Annotated in this window: 12 protein-coding genes; 6 read left to right on the top strand and 6 right to left on the bottom strand. The window is 72.8% G+C overall.

What is annotated here, in order from left to right:
- Positions 1 to 10: 10 nt before the first annotated feature.
- The gene (locus WME83_RS24455; RefSeq protein ID WP_437321689.1) at positions 11 to 649 is read right to left on the bottom strand and encodes a winged helix DNA-binding protein; all 639 of its coding nucleotides are present in this window, start codon (positions 647 to 649) and stop codon (positions 11 to 13) included.
- 9 nt (positions 650 to 658) lie between these two features.
- Between WME83_RS24455 and WME83_RS24450 the strand changes: the two genes are divergently transcribed.
- The 3 genes from WME83_RS24450 to WME83_RS24440 all read left to right on the top strand — a co-directional run bounded on the left by WME83_RS24450 (position 659) and on the right by WME83_RS24440 (position 4,595).
- Positions 659 to 1,903 carry an Rpn family recombination-promoting nuclease/putative transposase gene (locus tag WME83_RS24450; RefSeq protein ID WP_437321688.1) on the top strand — a complete coding sequence of 415 codons (1,245 nt, stop codon included), beginning with the start codon at positions 659 to 661 and terminating at the stop codon, positions 1,901 to 1,903.
- Positions 1,904 to 2,055: 152 nt separating this feature from the next.
- Entirely contained in the window at positions 2,056 to 2,871 is an 816-nt protein-coding gene (locus WME83_RS24445; RefSeq protein WP_437321687.1) for a hypothetical protein, read from the top strand.
- A 155-nt stretch (positions 2,872 to 3,026) separates the two neighbouring features.
- Positions 3,027 to 4,595 carry a serine/threonine-protein kinase gene (locus WME83_RS24440; protein WP_437321686.1) on the top strand — a complete coding sequence of 523 codons (1,569 nt, stop codon included), beginning with the start codon at positions 3,027 to 3,029 and terminating at the stop codon, positions 4,593 to 4,595.
- An 18-nt stretch (positions 4,596 to 4,613) separates the two neighbouring features.
- Here the strand turns inward: WME83_RS24440 and WME83_RS24435 are convergent, their stop codons facing one another.
- Positions 4,614 to 5,558 carry a LysR family transcriptional regulator gene (locus WME83_RS24435; RefSeq protein ID WP_437321685.1) on the bottom strand — a complete coding sequence of 315 codons (945 nt, stop codon included), beginning with the start codon at positions 5,556 to 5,558 and terminating at the stop codon, positions 4,614 to 4,616.
- Between the two features lie 172 nt (positions 5,559 to 5,730).
- On the opposite strand from WME83_RS24435, the gene WME83_RS24430 reads away from it, so the two are divergent.
- Positions 5,731 to 6,585 (top strand): NAD(P)H-binding protein, encoded by an 855-nt coding sequence (locus tag WME83_RS24430; RefSeq protein ID WP_437321684.1) that lies wholly within the window; start codon positions 5,731 to 5,733, stop codon positions 6,583 to 6,585.
- A gap of 40 nt (positions 6,586 to 6,625) precedes the next feature.
- On the opposite strand, the gene WME83_RS24425 is transcribed toward WME83_RS24430, so the two are convergent.
- Both WME83_RS24425 and WME83_RS24420 read right to left on the bottom strand, forming a co-directional pair.
- Complete coding sequence (locus WME83_RS24425) at positions 6,626 to 7,570, bottom strand: bifunctional methylenetetrahydrofolate dehydrogenase/methenyltetrahydrofolate cyclohydrolase (RefSeq protein WP_437321683.1); 945 nt, start codon at positions 7,568 to 7,570, stop codon at positions 6,626 to 6,628.
- 244 nt (positions 7,571 to 7,814) lie between these two features.
- A complete protein-coding gene (locus tag WME83_RS24420) occupies positions 7,815 to 8,621 on the bottom strand; it encodes a hypothetical protein (RefSeq protein ID WP_437321682.1) in 807 nt (268 codons plus the stop codon).
- A 579-nt stretch (positions 8,622 to 9,200) separates the two neighbouring features.
- On the opposite strand from WME83_RS24420, the gene WME83_RS24415 reads away from it, so the two are divergent.
- The gene (locus tag WME83_RS24415) at positions 9,201 to 14,129 is read left to right on the top strand and encodes an MG2 domain-containing protein (RefSeq protein WP_437321681.1); all 4,929 of its coding nucleotides are present in this window, start codon (positions 9,201 to 9,203) and stop codon (positions 14,127 to 14,129) included.
- A gap of 56 nt (positions 14,130 to 14,185) precedes the next feature.
- Here the strand turns inward: WME83_RS24415 and WME83_RS24410 are convergent, their stop codons facing one another.
- Positions 14,186 to 15,718 carry an endo alpha-1,4 polygalactosaminidase gene (locus WME83_RS24410; protein ID WP_437321680.1) on the bottom strand — a complete coding sequence of 511 codons (1,533 nt, stop codon included), beginning with the start codon at positions 15,716 to 15,718 and terminating at the stop codon, positions 14,186 to 14,188.
- A gap of 251 nt (positions 15,719 to 15,969) precedes the next feature.
- Between WME83_RS24410 and WME83_RS24405 the strand changes: the two genes are divergently transcribed.
- Positions 15,970 to 17,457 (top strand): sigma 54-interacting transcriptional regulator, encoded by a 1,488-nt coding sequence (locus tag WME83_RS24405; RefSeq protein ID WP_437321679.1) that lies wholly within the window; start codon positions 15,970 to 15,972, stop codon positions 17,455 to 17,457.
- 18 nt (positions 17,458 to 17,475) lie between these two features.
- On the opposite strand, the gene WME83_RS24400 is transcribed toward WME83_RS24405, so the two are convergent.
- Entirely contained in the window at positions 17,476 to 19,029 is a 1,554-nt protein-coding gene (locus tag WME83_RS24400) for a M12 family metallopeptidase (RefSeq protein WP_437321678.1), read from the bottom strand.
- Positions 19,030 to 19,260: the final 231 nt, after the last annotated feature.

Genomic DNA, 19,260 nt, shown 5'->3' with positions numbered 1-19,260 from the left:
GCTGTGGGGCTCACAGCGCGGCGGCGGCGCGGGCCGCCTGGTCGTACACGCCGGAGAGCCTGCGCAGGAGCCGCGCGAGCTCGCCGATCTGCCGGTTCTGCGCCTCGTCGGGCTCGAGCGTGCCGATGAGGAAGGCCTCGCGGTGCTCGGCGTAGCGCCTCACGTGCTCGCGGCCCTGCGCGGACGTCGCATAGGTCACGTCCTTGCCCCTGCGGCTGACCTCGACCACGCCGAGGGCCTGCAGCTTCTTCAGCGAGTAGCTGATGACGTGGGTGTCCTCGTTCATGACGAAGCAGATGTCCGACAGCCGCTTGTCGCGCTCGCGGTGGTTCACGTGGTGCAGCACGCGCACGTCGAGCGGCGTCAGGTCCGGCAGCCCGGCGGCGGTCATGCAGTGGACCATCCAGCGCGAGAACGCGCTGTTCGCGACGATCAGGCCGAACTCGAGCTCGCTCAGCTCCGGGCTGCGCGGCGAGACGAGGTGCGCCGATGACACGATGTGCGGCGCGGCGGCCTGGCCCTCCGCGGGCCCGGCGCCCGGGCGACCGCGCGCCTCGCTGCTCGGACGGCCCGCCTGTTCCGGGCGGTTCGCCGGGCCCTTCGACGCGGCGCTGCGGCGCTTCGCGGTGCGCCCTCGGGGGTTCTCCATGGCCTGAGGATGGACCTGGATGCCGACATTTTGCTAACAAAATATGAGCATTTTCACATGTTGTTGATTTTATTCATGATCCTGCCTTGGTCCGTCCTCCCGTCGCGCCGTGCCCCCGCGCGACGCAGGCGTGCCTGGGGGCGCGCCGGCCCGCTGCAGATGGCCAGGCGAGGTCTGAATTACGGAGAGACGCCTCAATGGATGCGTAAACTCATCTCCGAAAAAGGTGTCGGCGGCGTGCCCATGAGGCATGGTGTCGCCCGACCGATGCAGACCAACGCGCATGATGCGCTGTTCAAAGCCGCTTTCTCGCAGGTCGAGCACGCGGCGGGAGAGCTGCGGCAAGCGCTGCCGCCCGAGCTCTCGTCGCGGATCAACTTCGCGGATCTGCGGCTGTGCCCTGGCAGCTACGTGGATGAGGCGCTGAAGGAGCGGCAGAGCGACCTCCTCTTTTCGACCTCGATGGGCGAAGCCCGCGTGCTCCTGGTTCTCCTGTTCGAGCACCAGAGCACGGTGGAGCCGCTGATGGCGTTCCGGCTGCTCCGCTACATGGTGCGGATCTGGGAGCATCACCTGGCCGAGCACCCGGGGTCGAAGCGCCTGCCGGCGATCGTGCCGGTCGTGCTGCACCACAGCGAGAGGGGCTGGGCCTCGGGGACGTCGTTCGAGGAGCTGCTCGACCTCGACGAGGGCGCGCGGGCCGCGGTGGGCGAGCATGTGCCGCGGCTCCGGTTCGTGCTGGACGACCTCAGCCAGGAGGCGGACGAGGCGCTGAAGGCGCGGTCGATGAGCGCGTTCTCGCGCCTGGTCCTCTGGTGCTTGCGGCACGCGCGGGAGCCGGAGGAGCTGCTGGCGCAGCTCGGGAAGTGGCTCGATCTGATGAACGACGTGCGGCGCGCGCCGAACGGGGTGGAGGCGCTGCGGACGATATGGCGGTACATTCTGGCGACGAACGAGCGCGACGAGGCGGACGAGGTCCTGGAGCGGCTCCTGGCCGCGGCAGGAGAATCCTGGAAGGAGGAGATCGTGTCGGCAGCCGATCAGCTGGTGGAGCGCGGAAGGCAGGAGGGGCTGCGGGAGGGCCTGCAACAGGGGCGCCGGCACATGTTGCTGAAGCTGCTCGGTGCGCGGTTCGGCGCCCTGCCCGATGCCGCCGTTGCCCAGATCAACGCCGCCGACATCGCGGAGCTCGATCGGTGGTCCGAGCGCGTGCTCACCGCGCCCACGCTCGCGGACGTGCTGGGCGAGCCCTGAGGGCGTGTTCTGCCGCCGAGCACCCGGCTGGACCGCCTGATCACGGCCCCGTGCCCGCGTGCGCCCCATTCGGAACCCGAGTTCAGCCCTGTACAGCCGTTCGCGCGGCGTGGTAAACGCCTGAGCAGGTCTCAGCGAGAGAGCCTGCTCGAATGACCAGCCAGAAACCCCTTCCGCACGTCACCGCCGCCCGCGCCGCGGGGCTGGCCGCGCTCCTCGGCGCCACGGATCCCGCCGCGGCGGACGAGCGCGCCGGGATCGCGGAGCGGCACTTCGAGCGGGCGCGGCGGGCGCGAGCCGCGCGACGCCAGGCGCCCGCGACGCCCGACGCCGGCGCCCCTTCGCCGCCGGGCGGCGCGCCGGCCGCGGAGAGCGCGCGGGAGTACCTGCACGCGGCGCCGACCCGCTCGCCGGTGCTGAACGCCTTCCTGAACGAGCTCGGCGCCGAGCGCGAGGCGCTCGTGCCGGCGAACGTCCACGTCTTCGACGAGCACACGCTCGCGCCGAGGCTCGTCGAGATCGCCCGCGAGCGCGTGGTCTCCATGCTGCTCGCCGTGGGCAGGACCGACGTCGCCCTGACGCTCGCGCAGATGCCGCGGATCACCAACGAGCGCGCCGCGCGGCTCTTCATGCGGCAGGCCGTCCACGTGGGCGGCGACCTCGGGGCGATCACGCGCGACTACGCGCGGCACTACCGGCGCTCGGGGGCTCCGGACCGCGACGACCAGCGCGCGGCCTGCATCATGGCCACGTTCGCCGGGCGCCTGAGCGCCATGGCGGAGAAGCTCCTCGGCCCCCACGTGCGCGCCGAGCTGCGGGCGGCGCTGGAGCAGCTCACGTCGCAGGGCGGCGCTCCCGCGCGGCGCGCGCGCGCGAGCGAGCTCCGGGCCCCGCAGGGCGCCGGGCGATCCGCCGCCCCGAAGGCGGCGCTCGGCGCAGGCGCGACGACGCGGCCGAGGGGCAGGTAGGCGGCTCGCCCTCGCCTCGGCCGCCGGCCGCCCCGCTTTCGGCGCGCGGATCCTGTTGCGAGGGGCCCGTTCGTTTGCTTGGTTGGGTGCGAGGCGCCCCGGAGCGCACGCTCCCGGGGCCTCGGAGACGTCATCCCAGCGAGAGGCCGAGGCTCATGAGTTCGCTCGCAGAAGGCAGCGTCATCGCTGCAAGATACCGCCTCGAGCGGATGCTCGCGCGGGGCGGCATGGGGGCGATCTGGGTGGCCCGGCACGTCCAGCTCGACGCCGCGGTGGCGATCAAGCTCATGGCGCCCGAGTACGCCGCCTCGTCGACCGCGCGGGCGCGCTTCGAGCGCGAGGCGAGGGCGGCGGCGCAGCTCAAGATCCCGAACGTCGTCCACGTGCACGACTACGGGATCGAGGGCGAAACGCCGTTTCTCGTGATGGAGCTCCTCGACGGAGAGGACCTCGAGACGCGGCTCGCGCGCGAAGGACGCCTCTCGCTGGCGGCCACGCTGAGCGTCGTCGCGCAGGTGTGCAAGGCCCTGCGCCGCGCGCACGAGATGGGGATCATCCACCGCGATCTCAAGCCGGCGAACCTCTTCCTCGCGCGCCAGGACGACGAGGAGATCGTGAAGGTCCTCGACTTCGGGATCGCCAAGGCCCAGGGCACGCTGCTCGCCGGCAAGGAGACGAAGACGGGCACGCTCGTCGGCTCGCCTTACTACATGAGCCCCGAGCAGGTGCGCCGGAGCAAGACCCTCGACTGGCGCAGCGATCTCTGGTCGGTCGGGGTGATCGCGTATCGCTGCGTCACCGGCAGGCTCCCGTTCCCGGGCGAGGAGATCGGCGAGGTGTTCGTGGCCATCTGCACGGAGGACGTCCCCCTCGCGTCCAGCCTCGCGCCGGAGCTCGGGCCCGAGGTGGACCGGTTCTTCTCGCGCGCGTTCATGCGCGAGCCCGAGCGCCGGTTCCAGAGCGCGAGCGAGCTCGCCGAGGCGTTCGGCGCAGCGGCCGCCGCGCCCGGGGCGGAGACCGCGGCCCCACGGCCGCCGGCGCCCGCGGGGGGCGCAAGCCCGGGCGCGATGGGGGCGAGCCCAGGCGCGATGGGGGTGAGCCCAGGCGCGATGGGGGCGAGCCCGGGCGCGATGGGGGCGAGCCCGGGCGCGATGGGCACGATCCCTGGAATGCCGCGCTCCGAGCCCAACGCGGACTCCGACGGCGCGTTCCGGTCCACGCTGCCGGCCGCCCCAGGGGCCCTCCCGCGGGGCGCGCCGGGCAGCGGCGCCGACCCGGGCGGCGCACCGGCCTTCCAGGAGACCGCCAGCACGCTGGCGCCGTCCGGAAGCATCCTCGTCGTGCCGCCGGGCAGCGGCCGCCGCGGCTGGGTCCCGCTCGCCTTCGGCGCGAGCGTGCTCGCGCTGGGGCTCGTCACCTACGCCGTCCTCCGCGCCACCGCGCCGAGCGACGCGCCGGCGTCGCGGCTCGACCCAGCGGGCTCGCCGGCTTCCGCAGCCGCGCAGCCCGCGACGGCGCTCTCCGCGGCAGGGCCCTCGGCGGCGGCGACGGAGCCCTCGCCGCCGGCCGCTCCCAGCGCCTCCGCCGCGGCGAGCGCGCCGTCCACCCCCGCCGCGCCGACCAGCGCCTCCGCACCCGCGCCGCCTTCACCAGCCCCCCGGAGAGGCACCCCGCAGCCCGCCAGGCCTAGGACCGCTCCTGACGATCCCACCGATCACATGTGATCTCCGCCCGGGGGCTCCTCACGCGCTGCTTGGACCGGCGCCCGCCGCTCCCGCCCGCCGGCCGCGCAGCGCGGGACCCAGCCGTTCGCGCACGAGGTCGACGAACACCCTGACCTTGGGCGACAGGTGCCGCGTGCCGGGATAGACGACGTGGAGCGGCACGTCGGCCGGGCTCCACGCGTCGAGCACGCGCGAGAGGCGCCCCTCGCGCACGTCCAGCTCGCACCGCATCGCCGGCAGCACCCCGATGCCCACGCCCGCGAGCACGACCCGGTGCAGCACCTCGAGGTTGTTCGCCGTCGCCCGCGGCGTCACGCGCACCTCCTCGCGCCGCGCGCCGCGGTGGAGCACCCACCGCGCGCCGGGCGGCTCCCCCGCGCGCGCCCCCGCGGACACGAGGACGTCGTGCCCCGCGAGGTCCGCCGGCGCGCGCGGGGCGCCGCGCCGCGCGAGGTACGCGGGCGCCGCCACGAGGTAGCGCGGGAGCGCCCCGAGGCGGCGCGCGACGAGCGAGGTGTCGCTGGGCGCGCCGAACCGCAGCGCCACGTCGAACCCCTCGGCGACGAGATCGACCACGCGATCGGTGCAGACCACCTCGACGCTCGCCTCGGGGTGATCGCGCAGGTACTCGGCCACCACGCCGCCGATCCACCCGAAGTGCAGCGGCGCCGTGATCCGCAGGAGCCCGCGCGGCCCGTCCTGCATCTGCGTCACCGTCCGATCCGCCTCGTCGAGATCGGCCACGATGCGCGCGCAGCGCTCGTAGTACGCCGCGCCGACGTCCGTCAGGCTGAGCTTGCGCGTGGTCCGCCGCAGCAGCTGCGCGCCGAGCCGCGCCTCGAGCTCGGACACCTTCCGGCTCACCGTGGACTTCGGCATCCCGAGCTCGCGCGCGGCCCGCGTGAAGCTGCCCGCCTGGACCACCCGGGTGAAGACAGCGATCTCGTTGAGGTCGGGCAGCATCGATTGTCCCGTGTATGGAACGATTTTTCCTACACGTCCATACTAATCAAGCCCATGGAACAGTCGTAGGTTCGCTCCAGAACGGGTGGCTCGGCCCGGTCGAGCGCGCGATGCGACGGCTTCGCCGCGATTCACGGCTCGATCCGAGGAGCGCACCCGGAAGGAGACACGCATGTACTTGGTCACGGGTGCCACCGGGAACGTCGGCAAGGAGCTCGTCGAGGAGCTCCTCGCCGCGGGCGAGAAGGTCCGGGTCTTCACGCGCGACGAGCGCAAAGTGGCCCACTGGGGGGCCAGGGTCGACAAGGCCGTCGGCGACCTCGCGCGACAGGACACGATCGCGCCGGCGCTCCAGGGCGTGAGGGCGGCGTTCCTGCTGCCGGTCGCGGAGGCCGACGGCATCGATCACGTCCGAGGCTTCGTCGCGGCGGCGCAGGCGAGCGGCGCGCCCCGCGTCGTCCTCCTGTCGAGCATCAGCGCCGGCGCGCCGGAGGTCGAGCTCGCCCGCCGCCACGCCGAGCGGGAGCACTTCGTCAGGTCGTCCGGGCTCCGCTGGACCTTCGTCCGCCCCGGCACGTTCATGTCGAACACCTTTCAATGGGCCCGGTCCATCCGGGCCGAGCGCGTGGTCTACAACCCGCACGGGGACGGCAAGACCGCGCCCATCGCGCCGCGCGACATCGCCGCGGTCGCCGCGCGCGCGATGACCACGGAAGAGCTCGTGGGACAGGCGCTGGAGGTGACGGGCCCCGAGCTCCTCAGCACGCCGGATCAGGTGGAGATCCTCGCGCGCGTCCTCGGCACGCCGCTCCGGCGGGTGGACGTCCCGGTCGAGGCCGCCCGGCGGAGGATGATCGAGGCCGGGGCCCCCGCGTCGCTCGCCATGGCCGTCGGCGAGCTCATCGAGCGCATCCGCGCGGGCAAGGGCGCCATGCAGACCGACACCGTCGAGCGCGTGACGGGGCGGAAGCCGCGGACCTTCGAGGCCTGGGCGCGCGAGCACGCGCCGGCGTGGACCGGGGGCTGACGCCGGCGAGCGCGCGCGAGGTCGGCGTCGCGCGCCGCGCTCACCCGGTCGGGTGGGTGTTCTTGTAGAGCCGCAGGCTGTTGCGGATCGCCATCGTCACGGTCATGGGGCCGACGCGCGGCACGAACACGCTCGCCTTGGCCTGGATATCGTCGCTGAAGTTCTTGAGCGTGGAGAAATTGATGCAGAGGCTGCCCTCGCGGATCTCGGAGGCCTGCACGTGGGGGAAGCTCCGCGACGGCACGCCGGTCACCACGATGTCCGCCTGCCGCAGCGCGCTTGCCCGGTCCACCGTCGTCTCGTGCACCTCGTGCGTGCCGCCGGACGAGCTCGGGACGAAGAGCAGGGGACCGTCGATGTCGAACGAGGTCACGTGCGCTCCGTCGTGCGCCATCATGCTGGCGAGCGGCCTCCCGACGACCTCGCTGCGGTTGAAGATGCACACGCTCCTGCCCTCGAGCGGCCGCTCGCCCTGACCGAAGAAGCCGGCCGCCTCGACGAGCTTGAGGATGGCCAGCGGCGTGCAGGGCAGGATCGCCTTCTTCGTCTTCGCCTCATCCAGGAAACGCTGGTTGCCGTACAGGCAACGTGCCCAGTACGTGTGGAGCCCCTCGATGTCCTTGGACGGATCGACGCTGTCCCGGAGATAGACGTCCTGCTCCGTGCCGAAGATCGGGTAATAGACCATGATCCCGTGCACGCCCGCGTCCTCGTTCGCCGAGCGGATGGCGGACTCCGCGCTCAGCCGCGTGGCGTGGCGGATCTCGAAGCGCACCCCCACGTCCTCGCACGCCTTGCGCGTGTACTCGGCATACGTGTACGAGGGCCCGTGATCCGCCGCGAGCACACCGACCAGGAACAGCGGCTCAGGCAGGGCGGCGAGCTCCGCACGGATCTCGCGACGGAACGTCTCGGCCACCTCGCTCGGATCGAGAACCCTGGCCGCGCCCGTGTCCCGGCTCGGCGGCTTGTCGTGTGGATCCATCGGGGGGCGGAGACGAGCACGCGCCAGCATCGATGTCAAGTTTCCGGCGGTCACCTCGCTCTCGCCGCGCGAGCTCGACTCGGATGCTCCCTGGCATGGAGTCCCGCGCCGCGCTCCTGGCCCTGATGGCCCTGATCGCGCGAGCGCGGGCGTCCTCCACGAGCGCGCGAGGTCCAGGAAGAGGGCGCGCCGAGACCGGAGCTCCGGTCGAGCGGAGCGCCGGTGAGCGGCCCGGCGCGCGCGCTCAGCGGGAGGGGCGCTGCCGCTCCGCGCCCGCGGCCGCCCCCGCGTCGACGGGCTCGGCGGCGCGGCGGCCTTCGGCCTCGCCGGGGCCGCTCGCGCCGGGGACGTTGAGGACCATTCCGCCCTTGTCGCGCAGCTCATCGACGAAATCCGCGCCGAACACCTCCTCGGGCGTGTCTCCGTCGAGGCCGCCCATGCCCGAGAGCCCCTCGAGGTCCGCGAGGTTCCCGTCGCGGCGCCTGGGCGCGGGGCGCGACCGCAGGACGTCGTCCCGGGTCACCGTCAGCGCCACCACGTCCTCGCGCATCACGTCGATCCACGACGCGGGGAAGTCGGCCTCGGCGCCCGCCGGGCCGCGCACGCGGAGCCGCGAGATGTCATTGCCGGGGTCGTTCGCGCCGATGCCCACGAGCTGCACCTCGGCCTCATCGGCGGTCATCACCCGCGTCTCGGGGCCGAGCTCGACCGTATCGTCGGTGACCCCCAGCGCCTCGTCCAGCGCCTGCCTCTGCTCGGGCGGCTGCGGGACGAGCGAGGTGTCGACCCGGCCCGCCGGCTGCGCGGTCGTCCGCCCCTCGTAGTACCGAGGCAGCGAGAGGAGCTCGTCTCGCCCCGGCCGCAGGCGGAGCTGGCCCCCCGCCGTGCCCTGCACGAGATCCATCGAGACCAGGAGCTCTTCGCTCGAGAGCGGCGAACGGAGCACCACATGGGTCAACACGCCCCGTTCCCGGTCGACCAGGACCCGGTCGAGCACGCCCGCGTCGAGGCCGCCTCCCGCGATCACGGGCATATCGAAGTCGATCTGCATGGTTCCTCCTGAGCGAAGCGCCTCTTGCTCGAACGGGAGCCTTGGACGCTCGGACGCCGATGTCCAGGGGAGCGCCGGCGAGCGTCCGCCCCGGCGCCGGAGCATCGCCGGCGCGCGCCGGCTACCTCGCGCATCGCCGCGCCGATGTCGCGCATCGCTGAGCGGGCGACCCCATCCCATGGGTCGGGCTCGCGTGTCGTCATGGATAGGGGTGAATGCGAACACGCGATCTCGATAGGCGATGTGGCCAGAGACCAGCTGTTCTGTGCACGGCCATCGGCTGCTGCCGCGCCGCCATCATCGATGACGCGCGAGGCGCTTCGCGGCGGCCGCGCCTTGCGACCAGCGCCCCGTGCGGCCGCGACGCGCCGCCGTCGCTCCCGCGAACGCGGGGCGCCGCCCCCCGAGAGCAGCGCCGGAGGCCTCCCGGGAGCCGGATCCGGGGCACAAGGTGGCACAGCTCCCGGGACGACCCGCGTCTATTCCCGCGAAATTGCTGCTTCGATAACCTGGTACATCCCATGCAACCTACGCGCCGGCCGCTGGGGTGTGCCAGCGCCGTTCGGGAGGACTGGATTCATGCGCGCACGCTTCGATGCATTTCGCCGACGCTGGAGCTCACCCCACCTGCTGGCCGCGCTGGCGCTGACGCTGGCGGGCGCCGGCTCGGGGGCGGCTTGCTCCTCCGATGAAGAGGCAGCGCCGCCCTTCGGCCGCCCCGATCAGCCGCGGAACGCGACGATCGAGGTCGACGAGGCGAAGCTGCGGGGCGTGATCGAGGAGGGCGACCTGCGCCTCCAGATCCCGGTGCGCAACCTGACCGCCGGGGCGACGCGCGGCCACCTGCGCGTGACGCTCGTCGATCTCGGCGCCGACAAGGAGCAAGGCTCGACCGAGGTGGACGTGGACATCTCGAGCTCGGCCGCGGCGACCGCCGAGGCGCGCCTGCGGGCGCCCGCCGTGAGCGACCAGCCGGGGCTCGCGCGCTACCTCGTCCGCATCGACGACGGGTCGGAGGAGGGGCTGCTCGTGACGCGGAGCCTGCTGCGCGTCATCCCGCCCTACGACGTGCAGCTCGAGGGGCCGGCGCGCGTGGTGCGCGGGCGCGCGGCGAGCTACCGCGTGCGCGCGACGGACGCCTTCAGCCACCAGCCCGTGCCGAGCGTGGAGGTCGAGCTCGCCGTGGGCGAGGGGGCCGCGGCGCGGGAGCTCCGCGGGACGACCGACGCGCTGGGCGCCGCGGTGTTCGAGGTGGAGCCCGGCGAGATCGGCGATCTCCCCGTCGCCGCGCGGGCGCTCGGCTTCGGCGTGAGCGCGGTCGTCGACGAGCAGGTCACCGTCGAGGGCCCCGGCCCGAAGCTGCTCCTCACCACCGACAAGCCGCTCTACAAGCCCGGCCAGACGATCCACCTCCGCGCGCTCGCGCTCGAGCGGGGGAACAACGCGCCGCTCGCCCGCGCGCCGGTCACGTTCGAGGTGGAGGACGGCAAGGGCAACAAGATCTTCAAGAAGCCGATCGAGACCGACGCCTTCGGCGTGGCCGCCACCACGTTCCAGATCGGCTCCATCGTGAACGTCGGCGAGTTCAAGGTGCGCCTCGTGAGCGGCGAGACCACGACGGAGAAGACCGTCACCGTGGGGCAGTACGCGCTGCCGAAGTTCGAGGTCGCCGTGAAGACCGACCGGCCGTGGTACAGCGCGGGCGACACGCTGACCGGCACCATCGACGCGCGCTACTTCTTCGGCAAGGACGTCGCCGGCGGCAGCGTGACCATCGAGGCGGCGTCGCTGGACGTCGGCCAGACGACGTTCCAGCGCATCATGGGCACGCTCGATGCCAAGGGGCATTACGGGTTCAGCCTGACGCTGCCGCAGCACCTCGCGGGCCTGCCGCTGGAGCAGGGCGACGCGGCGGTGACGCTCACGATCACCGTCGCCGACACGGCGGGGCAGGAGGTCACCAAGGCGATCCCGGTGAAGGTCGCCGCGGACGTGGCCTCCCTCGTGCTCGTGCCCGAGGCGCGCGAGCTCGTCCCGGGGGTGCCGAACACCCTGCTGCTCTTCGTCACCGATCCGCTCGGCGAGCCCATCCCCGAGATCGATGCGGTCATCACGGCGCCGGACGGCGCGCAGCTCACCGCGCGCACCGACGCCTTCGGCCAGGCCGCGGTGAGCTTCACCCCGCCGCCGGGCGCGGCGGACGGCGAGTTCTCGGTCCGAGCGACGGTCGGTGAGAAGGCGGTGCAGCAGAAGTTCTCGTTCGCGGCCCAGGCGGGCGGCGAGCACCTGATCGTGCGCACCGATCGCGCCGTGTACGAGGCCGGCGAGACGATCGAGGTCGCCATCGAGTCGAGCGAGGAGACCGGGAGCGTCTATGTCGACTGGCTGAACGACGGCCAGGCGGTCGACATGCGCTCTCTCGAGCTCGAGGGCGGGCGCGCCCACTTCAGCATGCCGGTCGACGCCGGCCTGCTCGGCAACAACCGCGTCGAGGCGTACCTGGTCGACGACGACGGCAACCTGGTGCGCTCGGGCCGCACGGTCTTCGCGCGGGGCGACTCGGCGCTGAACATCGAGGTCGACGCCGACAAGCCCCTGTATGCGCCGGGAGAGACGGCGACGCTGCGGCTCTCGGTCAAGGACGACGCCGGCAACCCGAAGGTCGCGGCGGTCGGCGTGCAGGTGGTCGATCAGGCCGTCTTCGCGCTGGTCGACGCGCAGCCCGGGCTGCTCCGCACCTATTTCGAGCTGGAGGACGAGTTCGCGAAGCCGAGCTATCAGATCCGCGGCCCCTCGGCGAACCTCCAGAACCTCCTGTTCAGCGCGACCGCGAGCGAGGACCCCGAGCAGGCCGAGGCCGCGCAGCGCACGACCCAGGCGTCGCTCGCCGCGCTCGCCGGCACGTCGGTGACCGGCCTCCAGGCGCGCACCTGGCCGGCGGTGCTGGCGAAGGTGAAGACCGAGCTCGAGCCGTTCTACGAACGCCAGCGGGGCGCGCTCCGGCCCGTGCTCGCCGAGGCCGCGGCGGCCGCCGTGGAGGACGTCCGCGCGCTCGGCTGCGATCCCACGCAGTACTACTGCGACGGGCAGGGCGAGGTCGCCGCGCTGTTCGCGGGCCGGATGGCCGAGCGCCTCCGCGCCTTCGACGTGTGGGGCAACGCGTACCGGGTGAGCTCCACCTGGAGCGGGCTCACGGTGCTCTCGTCGGGGCCCGACGAGGTCGCGCAGAGCGCGGACGACGCGGCGATCGCGTTCGAGTTCGCCGATCTCGGGGTGGACGTGCCCGCGCCGAACTGGCCCGAGGCCGCCGAAGGCGACGGCGACTGGGCCAACGGGGGCGCCAGCGCCGGGGCGGGCGGCGGCGGCGTCGTCGGGGACCCCGGTGGCGGCGGCGAGAGCGGGCCGCGCGTCCGGCGCGAGTTCCCGGAGACGCTGTATGTCAACCCGAGCGTGATCACGAACTCCGACGGCACGGCGACCCTGAGCATCCCGCTCGCGGACAGCATCACCGAGTGGCGGCTGTCCGCGCTCGCGAACTCGGCCGACGGCAAGCTCGGCGGCGTGCAGAGCGGCTTCAAGGTGTTCCAGGACTTCTTCGTCGACGTGAGCTTCCCGGCCACGCTCACGCGCGGCGATGAGGTCGAGTTCCCGATCGCCGTCTACAACTACCTGGAAACGCCGCAGACGGTCGATCTGAGCCTCCAGCCGGGGAGCTGGTACACCGCGCTCGGCGCGACGACCGCGCAGGTGTCGCTCGCGCCGGGCGAGGTGCGCGGCGTCCGGTTCCCCGTCCGCGTGGACACGGTGGGCGTCAACGCGCTCACGGTCACGGCGCGGGGCACCGAGGGCGCCGACGCCGTGGCGCGCACCGTGCGCGTGGTCCCGGACGGCAAGCCGTTCGCCGAGAGCAAGTCCGGGATGGTCGAGACGGGCAGCGTCACCCACGCGCTGTCGTTCCCCGAGGGCGCGGTCGTCGGCTCGAACCAGCTCTATCTCGAGATCTACCCCGCGTTCCTGTCGCAGGTCGTGAGCGGCATGGACAGCATGCTCCAGGTGCCGTCGGGCTGCTTCGAGCAGACCACCTCGACCACCTGGCCCAACGTGCTCGTGACGCAGTACATGAAGCAGACGGGCCAGATCACCCCGGAGATCCAGATGAAGGCCGAGTCGCTGATCTCGGCGGGCTACCAGCGCCTGCTCACCTTCGAGCACGCCGGCGGCGGGTTCTCGTGGTTCGGCGAGCAGGACGGGCACCCGTACCTGTCGGTCACCGCGTTCGGCGTCATGGAGTTCGCCGACATGATCAAGGTGCACGCCGTGGACGAGGCGATGCTCGCCCGCACCGTGGCCTGGCTCGCCGGCCAGCAGAAGACGGACGGCACGTGGGAGGGCGATCAGACCGAGTTCTTCAGCTTCCACACGGGCACGCTCCGCAACAGCGCCTTCGTGCTCTGGGCGCTCGCGAGCGCGGGGTACGAGGGGCCCGAGATCGCGCGGGGGCTCGACTACCTGGGCAGGTCGCTGCAGCCGGCGACCGACGACCTGTACACGCTCGCGATCGCGGCCAACGCGCTCGCCGTGGCCGCCCCCTCCGGCGCGCTGACCGACCGGGTGCTCGACGCCCTCGACGAGCGCAAGACGGCCGAGGGGGGCGCGATCTTCTGGGACGACGGCGGCACGCAGACCTCGTTCTACGAGGTCGGGGACGACGCCAAGGTGACGACCACCGCGCTCGCGGCGCACGCGCTGCTCTCCGCGGACGCGCACCGGTCGAGCGCCGACGGCGGCGTGAAGTTCCTGACCGAGTCGAAGGACGCGAACGGCAACTTCGGCTCCACCCAGGCGACGATCTGGAGCCTGCGGACGCTGCTCCTCGCCGCGAGCAAGGGGAGCGAGGGCGCCGTGGGGTCGCTGACCGTCGCGGTCGACGGCGAGGCGGCGGGCACGGTCGCCCTGCGCGAGGACCAGGCCGACGTCATGACCACGGTCGACCTCACGCACCTCGCGACCACCGGCGCGCACGAGGTCACGCTCGCGTTCGAGGGGGAGGGGAAGCTCAGCTACAACCTGGTGAGCCGCCACCACCTGCCCTGGAGCGCGGTCCCGAACGACGGGGGAGGGCCGCTCTCGGTCAGCGTGAGCTACGACAAGACCGCGCTGTACGTGAACGACATCGTGACCGCGTCGGTGGACGTCCGGAACACGACGAGCTCGGCGCAGAGCATGATCCTCGTGACGGTCGGGCTCCCGCCGGGCTTCCAGGTCCTGACCGAGGATCTCCAGCGGTACATCGCGGCGGGCCAGCTCTCGAGGTTCGAGATCACGGGCAAGCAGCTGATCCTGTACGTGAAGGAGATCCCCGCGGGCGGCGCGGCGAGCTTCGATTATCGGCTGCAGGCGACCATGCCCGTCCGGGCGGAGGACGGCGGCGCCGAGGTGCACCCGTATTACCAGCCGGAGCAGCAGAGCTTCTCCGGAGCGCAGGTGCTGGAGGTGAGGGGGGAGTGAGCGGCTGACGGGCGATGGCGCTGGCCGCCGGTGGGCGGCCAGCGCTCGCGCGCGGGTCAGGGGCAGGCGACGCGCCAGGCGTCGAGATCGAGCCGCTTGATCAGCGTCGAGAGCCCGAGCGGCTTCGTGTCGGCGCAGACGGCGTTCGCCTGCGACGCGGCGACGTACTCCGCGTGGAAGACCGCCTTGCCGGCGCGGATGAACGGCGTGAGCATCTCGCACTCGTCGTAGGCGTGGCACTCCTCGTTGAGCGCCCAGTCGAAGTGCCCGACGAGGTCCCTCACCTGATCGAGGTCGTTCTTCAGGCCGATGGACAGCCCGCGCGCGTGCGCCTCGGCGGCCAGGAAGCGGTTGTAGTCGAGCTGCGTCGCCGCGGTGAGCGGGAAGCCGGAGCCGTTGGTGTAGCCGTCGACGTTGTCGGGCTCCACGCCGTCGCATCGCTTCTGCACCGCCAGGTCCAGCCGGGCCTTCATGACGTCGCGCACGCCGGCGCTGCGGGTGTCGAGCCACCGCTCGCCGGGCCACCCGTCGAGCGGGTTGCCGAGCGCCGCGGCGGGGAACCTCGACGCGTCGCTGCGCCAGTCCTCGGAGCTCCCCGCGCTGAAGTAGCAGATCACCTTTTTCCCGGCCGCGCGCAGGGCGTCGATGGTCGCCTGCGGGGCCTCGAAGAGGTCGATATCGTACATGGCGACGTTCAGGCTGGTGTCGATGGTGCCCGTGAGCTGCCATTGCCATGTCGTCCCCGGGGCGGGCACCCAGACGCCGCCGCCGCCGGAGCCACCAGAGCCGCCGCTGCCGCCGCTGCCGCCGGAGCCGCCGCTGCCGCCGGAGCCGCCGGAGCCGCCGCTGCCGCCGGAGCCGCCGGAGCCGCCGCTGCCGCCGGAGCCGCCGGAGCCGCCGCTGCCGCCGGAGCCGCCCGAGCCGCTGCTGGTCGCACCGCCGCTGCCGGTCGAGCCGCTGGCGGTCGCGCCCGTGAGGACGAGCTGATCGAGCTGGGAGCTGTCGGCGGAGCTGGCCGTCGCATACCGGATCTTGAGCGCCCCGCCCGACACGAACCTCGCATGAGGCGCCGGCAGGCTCAGGCTCGCGCTCGTCCACGACCAGTCGTCCGCGAACGCGTTGTCGCCGATCGGGACCCAGGCGCCGGCGGCCGCGTCCCAGGCCTCGAAGGTCCAGCGCATGGCCGACTTCGCCGGGCCGCGGTAGTTGACGCCCAGCGCGAGCGACGAGAGCTGCGCCGCCGACGTGCCCGCGGGGAGCGCGTACTCGCACGTCGCGCTCGTCCTCGGCGCGAACTCGACGTACTTGCTCCACACGTCCTGCTCGCCCGTGAGATCGGCCGTCGCGAGCCCGGCCGCCGTCTGCCCGGCGCCGATCCTGCCGCGGCTCACCGTCAGCTTCGAGCACGCCATCGTGAAGGCCCCGCTCACCGCGTCGCCGCTCGCCCCCGAGGCGACCTCCGCGTCGACGGCTGGATCCGCGCCGCACCCGGCGGCGGCGAGCGCGGCGGTGACGCACACGACGGCGTGGGCGCGGCAAAGCGCGCTGCGGATCGCGAGGGCGGACGCCGGACGGCTGGAATAAGTCATGGGTTCTCTCCTGGTTCGTGGGCTCGTGAAGCTCGGCGCACGTCGGCGCAGGGCGTCTCGCGACGCACCGGTCCCCGCGATGGCTCCCGGCGACGGCGGCTCCCGCGTCGTCTCCGTGCGCGCCGGAGCGGCATTGCAAGGCGGGGGCCAGCGCGCGGCCCGCGTCTCTCCCGCGATCTCGCGCCCGCGCCGCGCGGCGCCGTCGCTGAGGGTTGCGCAAGCTTCGTACACGTGCGCATCCTTCGGACGGCATGGCGGAGCGAGACCCTCGTCGACAGCCGGCTCCTCCATCCGGCGAGGCGCCGCCGCCCCTCGCGGCCGAGATCGCGACCGAGCTCGAGGCCGCGGAGGGTGCCGGGGGCCGGACGCCGCGGGGGCAGGCGTCGCTCATCGTGCGCACCGGCGACGGCGCGGCGCAGGTGATCGACCTGACCGACGGCGACGCGGTCGCGATCGGGCGCGCGCCGGAGTCGACGGTCTGCGTGGACGATCCCCGCGTCTCGCGCAACCACGCGCGCATCGCGCGGCGGGGCGACGCCCTCGAGCTCGTCGATCTCGGGAGCCGCAACGGCACGTCGGTGAACGGCGCCGCCGTGCGCGGGGGTGAGCGGCTCCTCGCCGGCGGCGATGTGATCCGCGTCGGCCCGGCCGAGATCGTCGTCGCGATCGCCGCGCCAGCGCTGCTCGCACCGCCCGCGCCGGCGGAGGCCGCGCTGGCCGGGGCGGCGGACGCGCTGTCCGGCGCCGGCTTCGTCGTCGCGGACGAGGCGATGGTGAAGGTCTTCCAGGTGGTGCAGCGCCTCGCGCGCGCCCAGACGACGGTGCTCGTCCTCGGCGAGACGGGCGCCGGGAAGGAGGTCGTCTCCGAGCAGATCCACCGCGCGAGCCCGCGCGCCGGCGGCCCGTTCGTGCGGCTCAGCTGCGCGGCGCTGCCCGAGACGCTGCTCGAGAGCGAGCTCTTTGGCCACGAGAAGGCGGCGTTCACCGGGGCGGATCGCCGCAAGATCGGCTATTTCGAGGCGGCGCAGGGCGGTACGCTGCTGCTCGACGAGGTCGGCGAGCTGCCCCTCGCCATGCAGGCCAAGCTGCTGCGCGTCCTCGAGAGCCGGCGCATGGCCCGCATCGGCGGCACGCAGGAGATCGAGCTCGACGTGCGCGTCGTGTGCGCCACGCACCGGGATCTCCCGGCCGAGGTGGCGGCCGGGCGGTTCCGGCAGGATCTCTACTACCGCATCAGCACGTTCGTCCTCCGCGTCCCGCCGCTCCGCGAGCGGCGCGCCGAGATCGCGCTGCTCGCGCACCGCTTCGCGCAGCAGGTCGCCGAGCGCATGGGGGAGCCGGCGCCGCGGTTCGCGCCCGCCGCGATGCGGCTGCTCGAGGCGCACGCGTGGCCCGGCAACCTGCGCGAGCTGCGCAACGCGGTCGAGCACGCCGTGGTGCTGGCCGAGGGCGGCGTCATCGAGGTCGAGCACCTGCCGGCCACCGTGGCCGGCGCCGACGCGCCGCCGGCGAGCGTGGGGGCGCCGGCGAGCGTGGGGGGGCCGGCGAGCGTGGGGGGGCCGGCGAGCGCCCCGGCGGAGGACGCGCCGATGCCGGCGCGCCTCGCCGAGCTGGAGAAGAAGAGCATCGAGGACGCGCTCGCCGCCGAGGGGAACAACCAGACGCGCGCGGCGAAGCGGCTCGGCATCTCCCGGCGCGCGCTGCTCTACAAGCTGGACAAGTACAACATCCGACGGTGAGCGCGGGAGCGTTGCCCCTCAGCGCCAGTGGAAGTCCCACTCCTGGTTGGCCGCGTCTAGCCAGCACGGGTACATGCCGACCTGCGCGCCGGGATACGAAGCGCCGCCGAAGATATCGACGCACTGCCCGAGCGACTTGATAGGACCGTTCAAGTAGAAGTACTCGTTGTAGAGGCCCTGGCCGCAGCCGTCCCACAAGACGATGGGGGAGCCCGGTACGGGCATGCCGCCGGATACGTTGAGGCAGCGGTCGACGGCGAACGTGGCCTTGATCTCGCCGGCGAGGAAGCTCAACGACTGGTACGATGCGGTGTTGATGCACGGCTTCAGCGTCGGCCGCGTGCCGAGGGCCGGGGTGCCGGGCGGCACGTCGACGCAGAGGTTGGTGCCGGTCAACTGCAGCCGGCTCGTCGCCGTCGCCGTCCAGCGCTCGCGCGTCGACGGCACCTCGCCGCAGCGGCGCACCTCGAGCATCGCGCCGGCTGTCGTGCCCGTGGCGACGACGCACATGTTGCCCATGGCCCGCAGGCGCATGCCTTCGAACGAGAACAGCTCGTTGGGCGCGCCATCGATCAGGCCCCACGAGATGAGCGGCGTTCCAGACGTCGGCGAGACCACGCCGCCGCCGACGTTCATGGCGAGCATCTCTCCGTCGATCGTCGCCCGGAGGTGGTTCCCGCCGGAGGAGTGCGGCAGCTTCGACCATGTGTCGTTGGGTGCGTTCATGCACTGCCACGCGAGGATGTTCTTGCCCCACTCCGTCGTGCCACCGTCGATGTTCAGGCAGCGGCCTCCGAGCCCCACGATCGAGCCGCCGTGCTTGCGCCCATAGACGTTCTGCGCGCCGATGACGTCCCAGGGAGACAGCGTCCGATTCGTGTCGGCCAGATTGCTGCAATACGTGGCCGCCATGATCGAGTCGGTGTCGGCCACCGGCGTCGCTTTGCTGGCGCCGGTGTGGGCGACGCCGCAGTAGCCGCTCGGCAGGCAGACCTTGCCGTCTCCGCTCGCGCACTGGGCATCGGACGTGCATTTCATGCATTGCCCCGTCCAGTCGTCGCGGTCGAACTCGTGCGAGAACCCGAGCGCGTGCCCGAACTCGTGCATGGCGACGACCTCGACGCGGCCGTCGGTCGTGTCGAGCGTCATGTGCTGCGCGCCGCTCGGCCCCGGATAGCCCGCCCCGCTGCGGCTGCCGCCTCCCGCGGTGAGGTGGACGACGAGATAGCCGTTCGTGTTCGAGCCGCAGGGGCCCCAGTCTTCGAGCTTGATGTCTGCCGCCCGCTGCCACGAGTTGTCGACCGCGTCGCGGGCCCGAGCGAAGTACTTGAAGCGCCGCTCCCGCTCGGCGTTGGTTACGACGTCGTCGATGCGATAACACACCGGCACCCAGCCGCCGGGCCAGGGGGTGCCGACCAGCTGGAGCGCGTCATGGGTCGACGCGATCGGCTCCTCGTTCGCGGCCGCTTCGTCCCCCAACTCGCTTGGTCCGCAGCCGGCGAGGGCGGCGGAGACCGCGGCGATGGAGGTGACAGCGTGGCGCATGACGAGCGATGCGAACCTGTGTTTCATTGAATGTGTTCCTTCGTTCTGGGGGCTGCGTGAAATGTCGGATTGAGTCGCGCGGACCGGCGAGCGCTCGGACACGCTGAGCGCCGAGCGCGGCGGCTCCGCGCTGGATGAGGGAGCTCGCGGGCGGCGTGAGCCCGACGTGGCTGGCCTCGAGCAAGGCTGTTCCGAGCCTTGCCCGTCGGCCTGCGCCGGGCGGGATCGCCGCGAACGCCTCACCGTTGTCGAGAGAGG

Origin of the sequence: Sorangium sp. So ce385, from assembly GCF_051474135.1 — a bacterium.
Taxonomy (GTDB): domain Bacteria; phylum Myxococcota_A; class Polyangia; order Polyangiales; family Polyangiaceae; genus Sorangium; species Sorangium cellulosum_D.
Note: the sequence above shows the minus strand (reverse complement) of the source record. Positions and strands in the feature narration are given on the sequence as shown.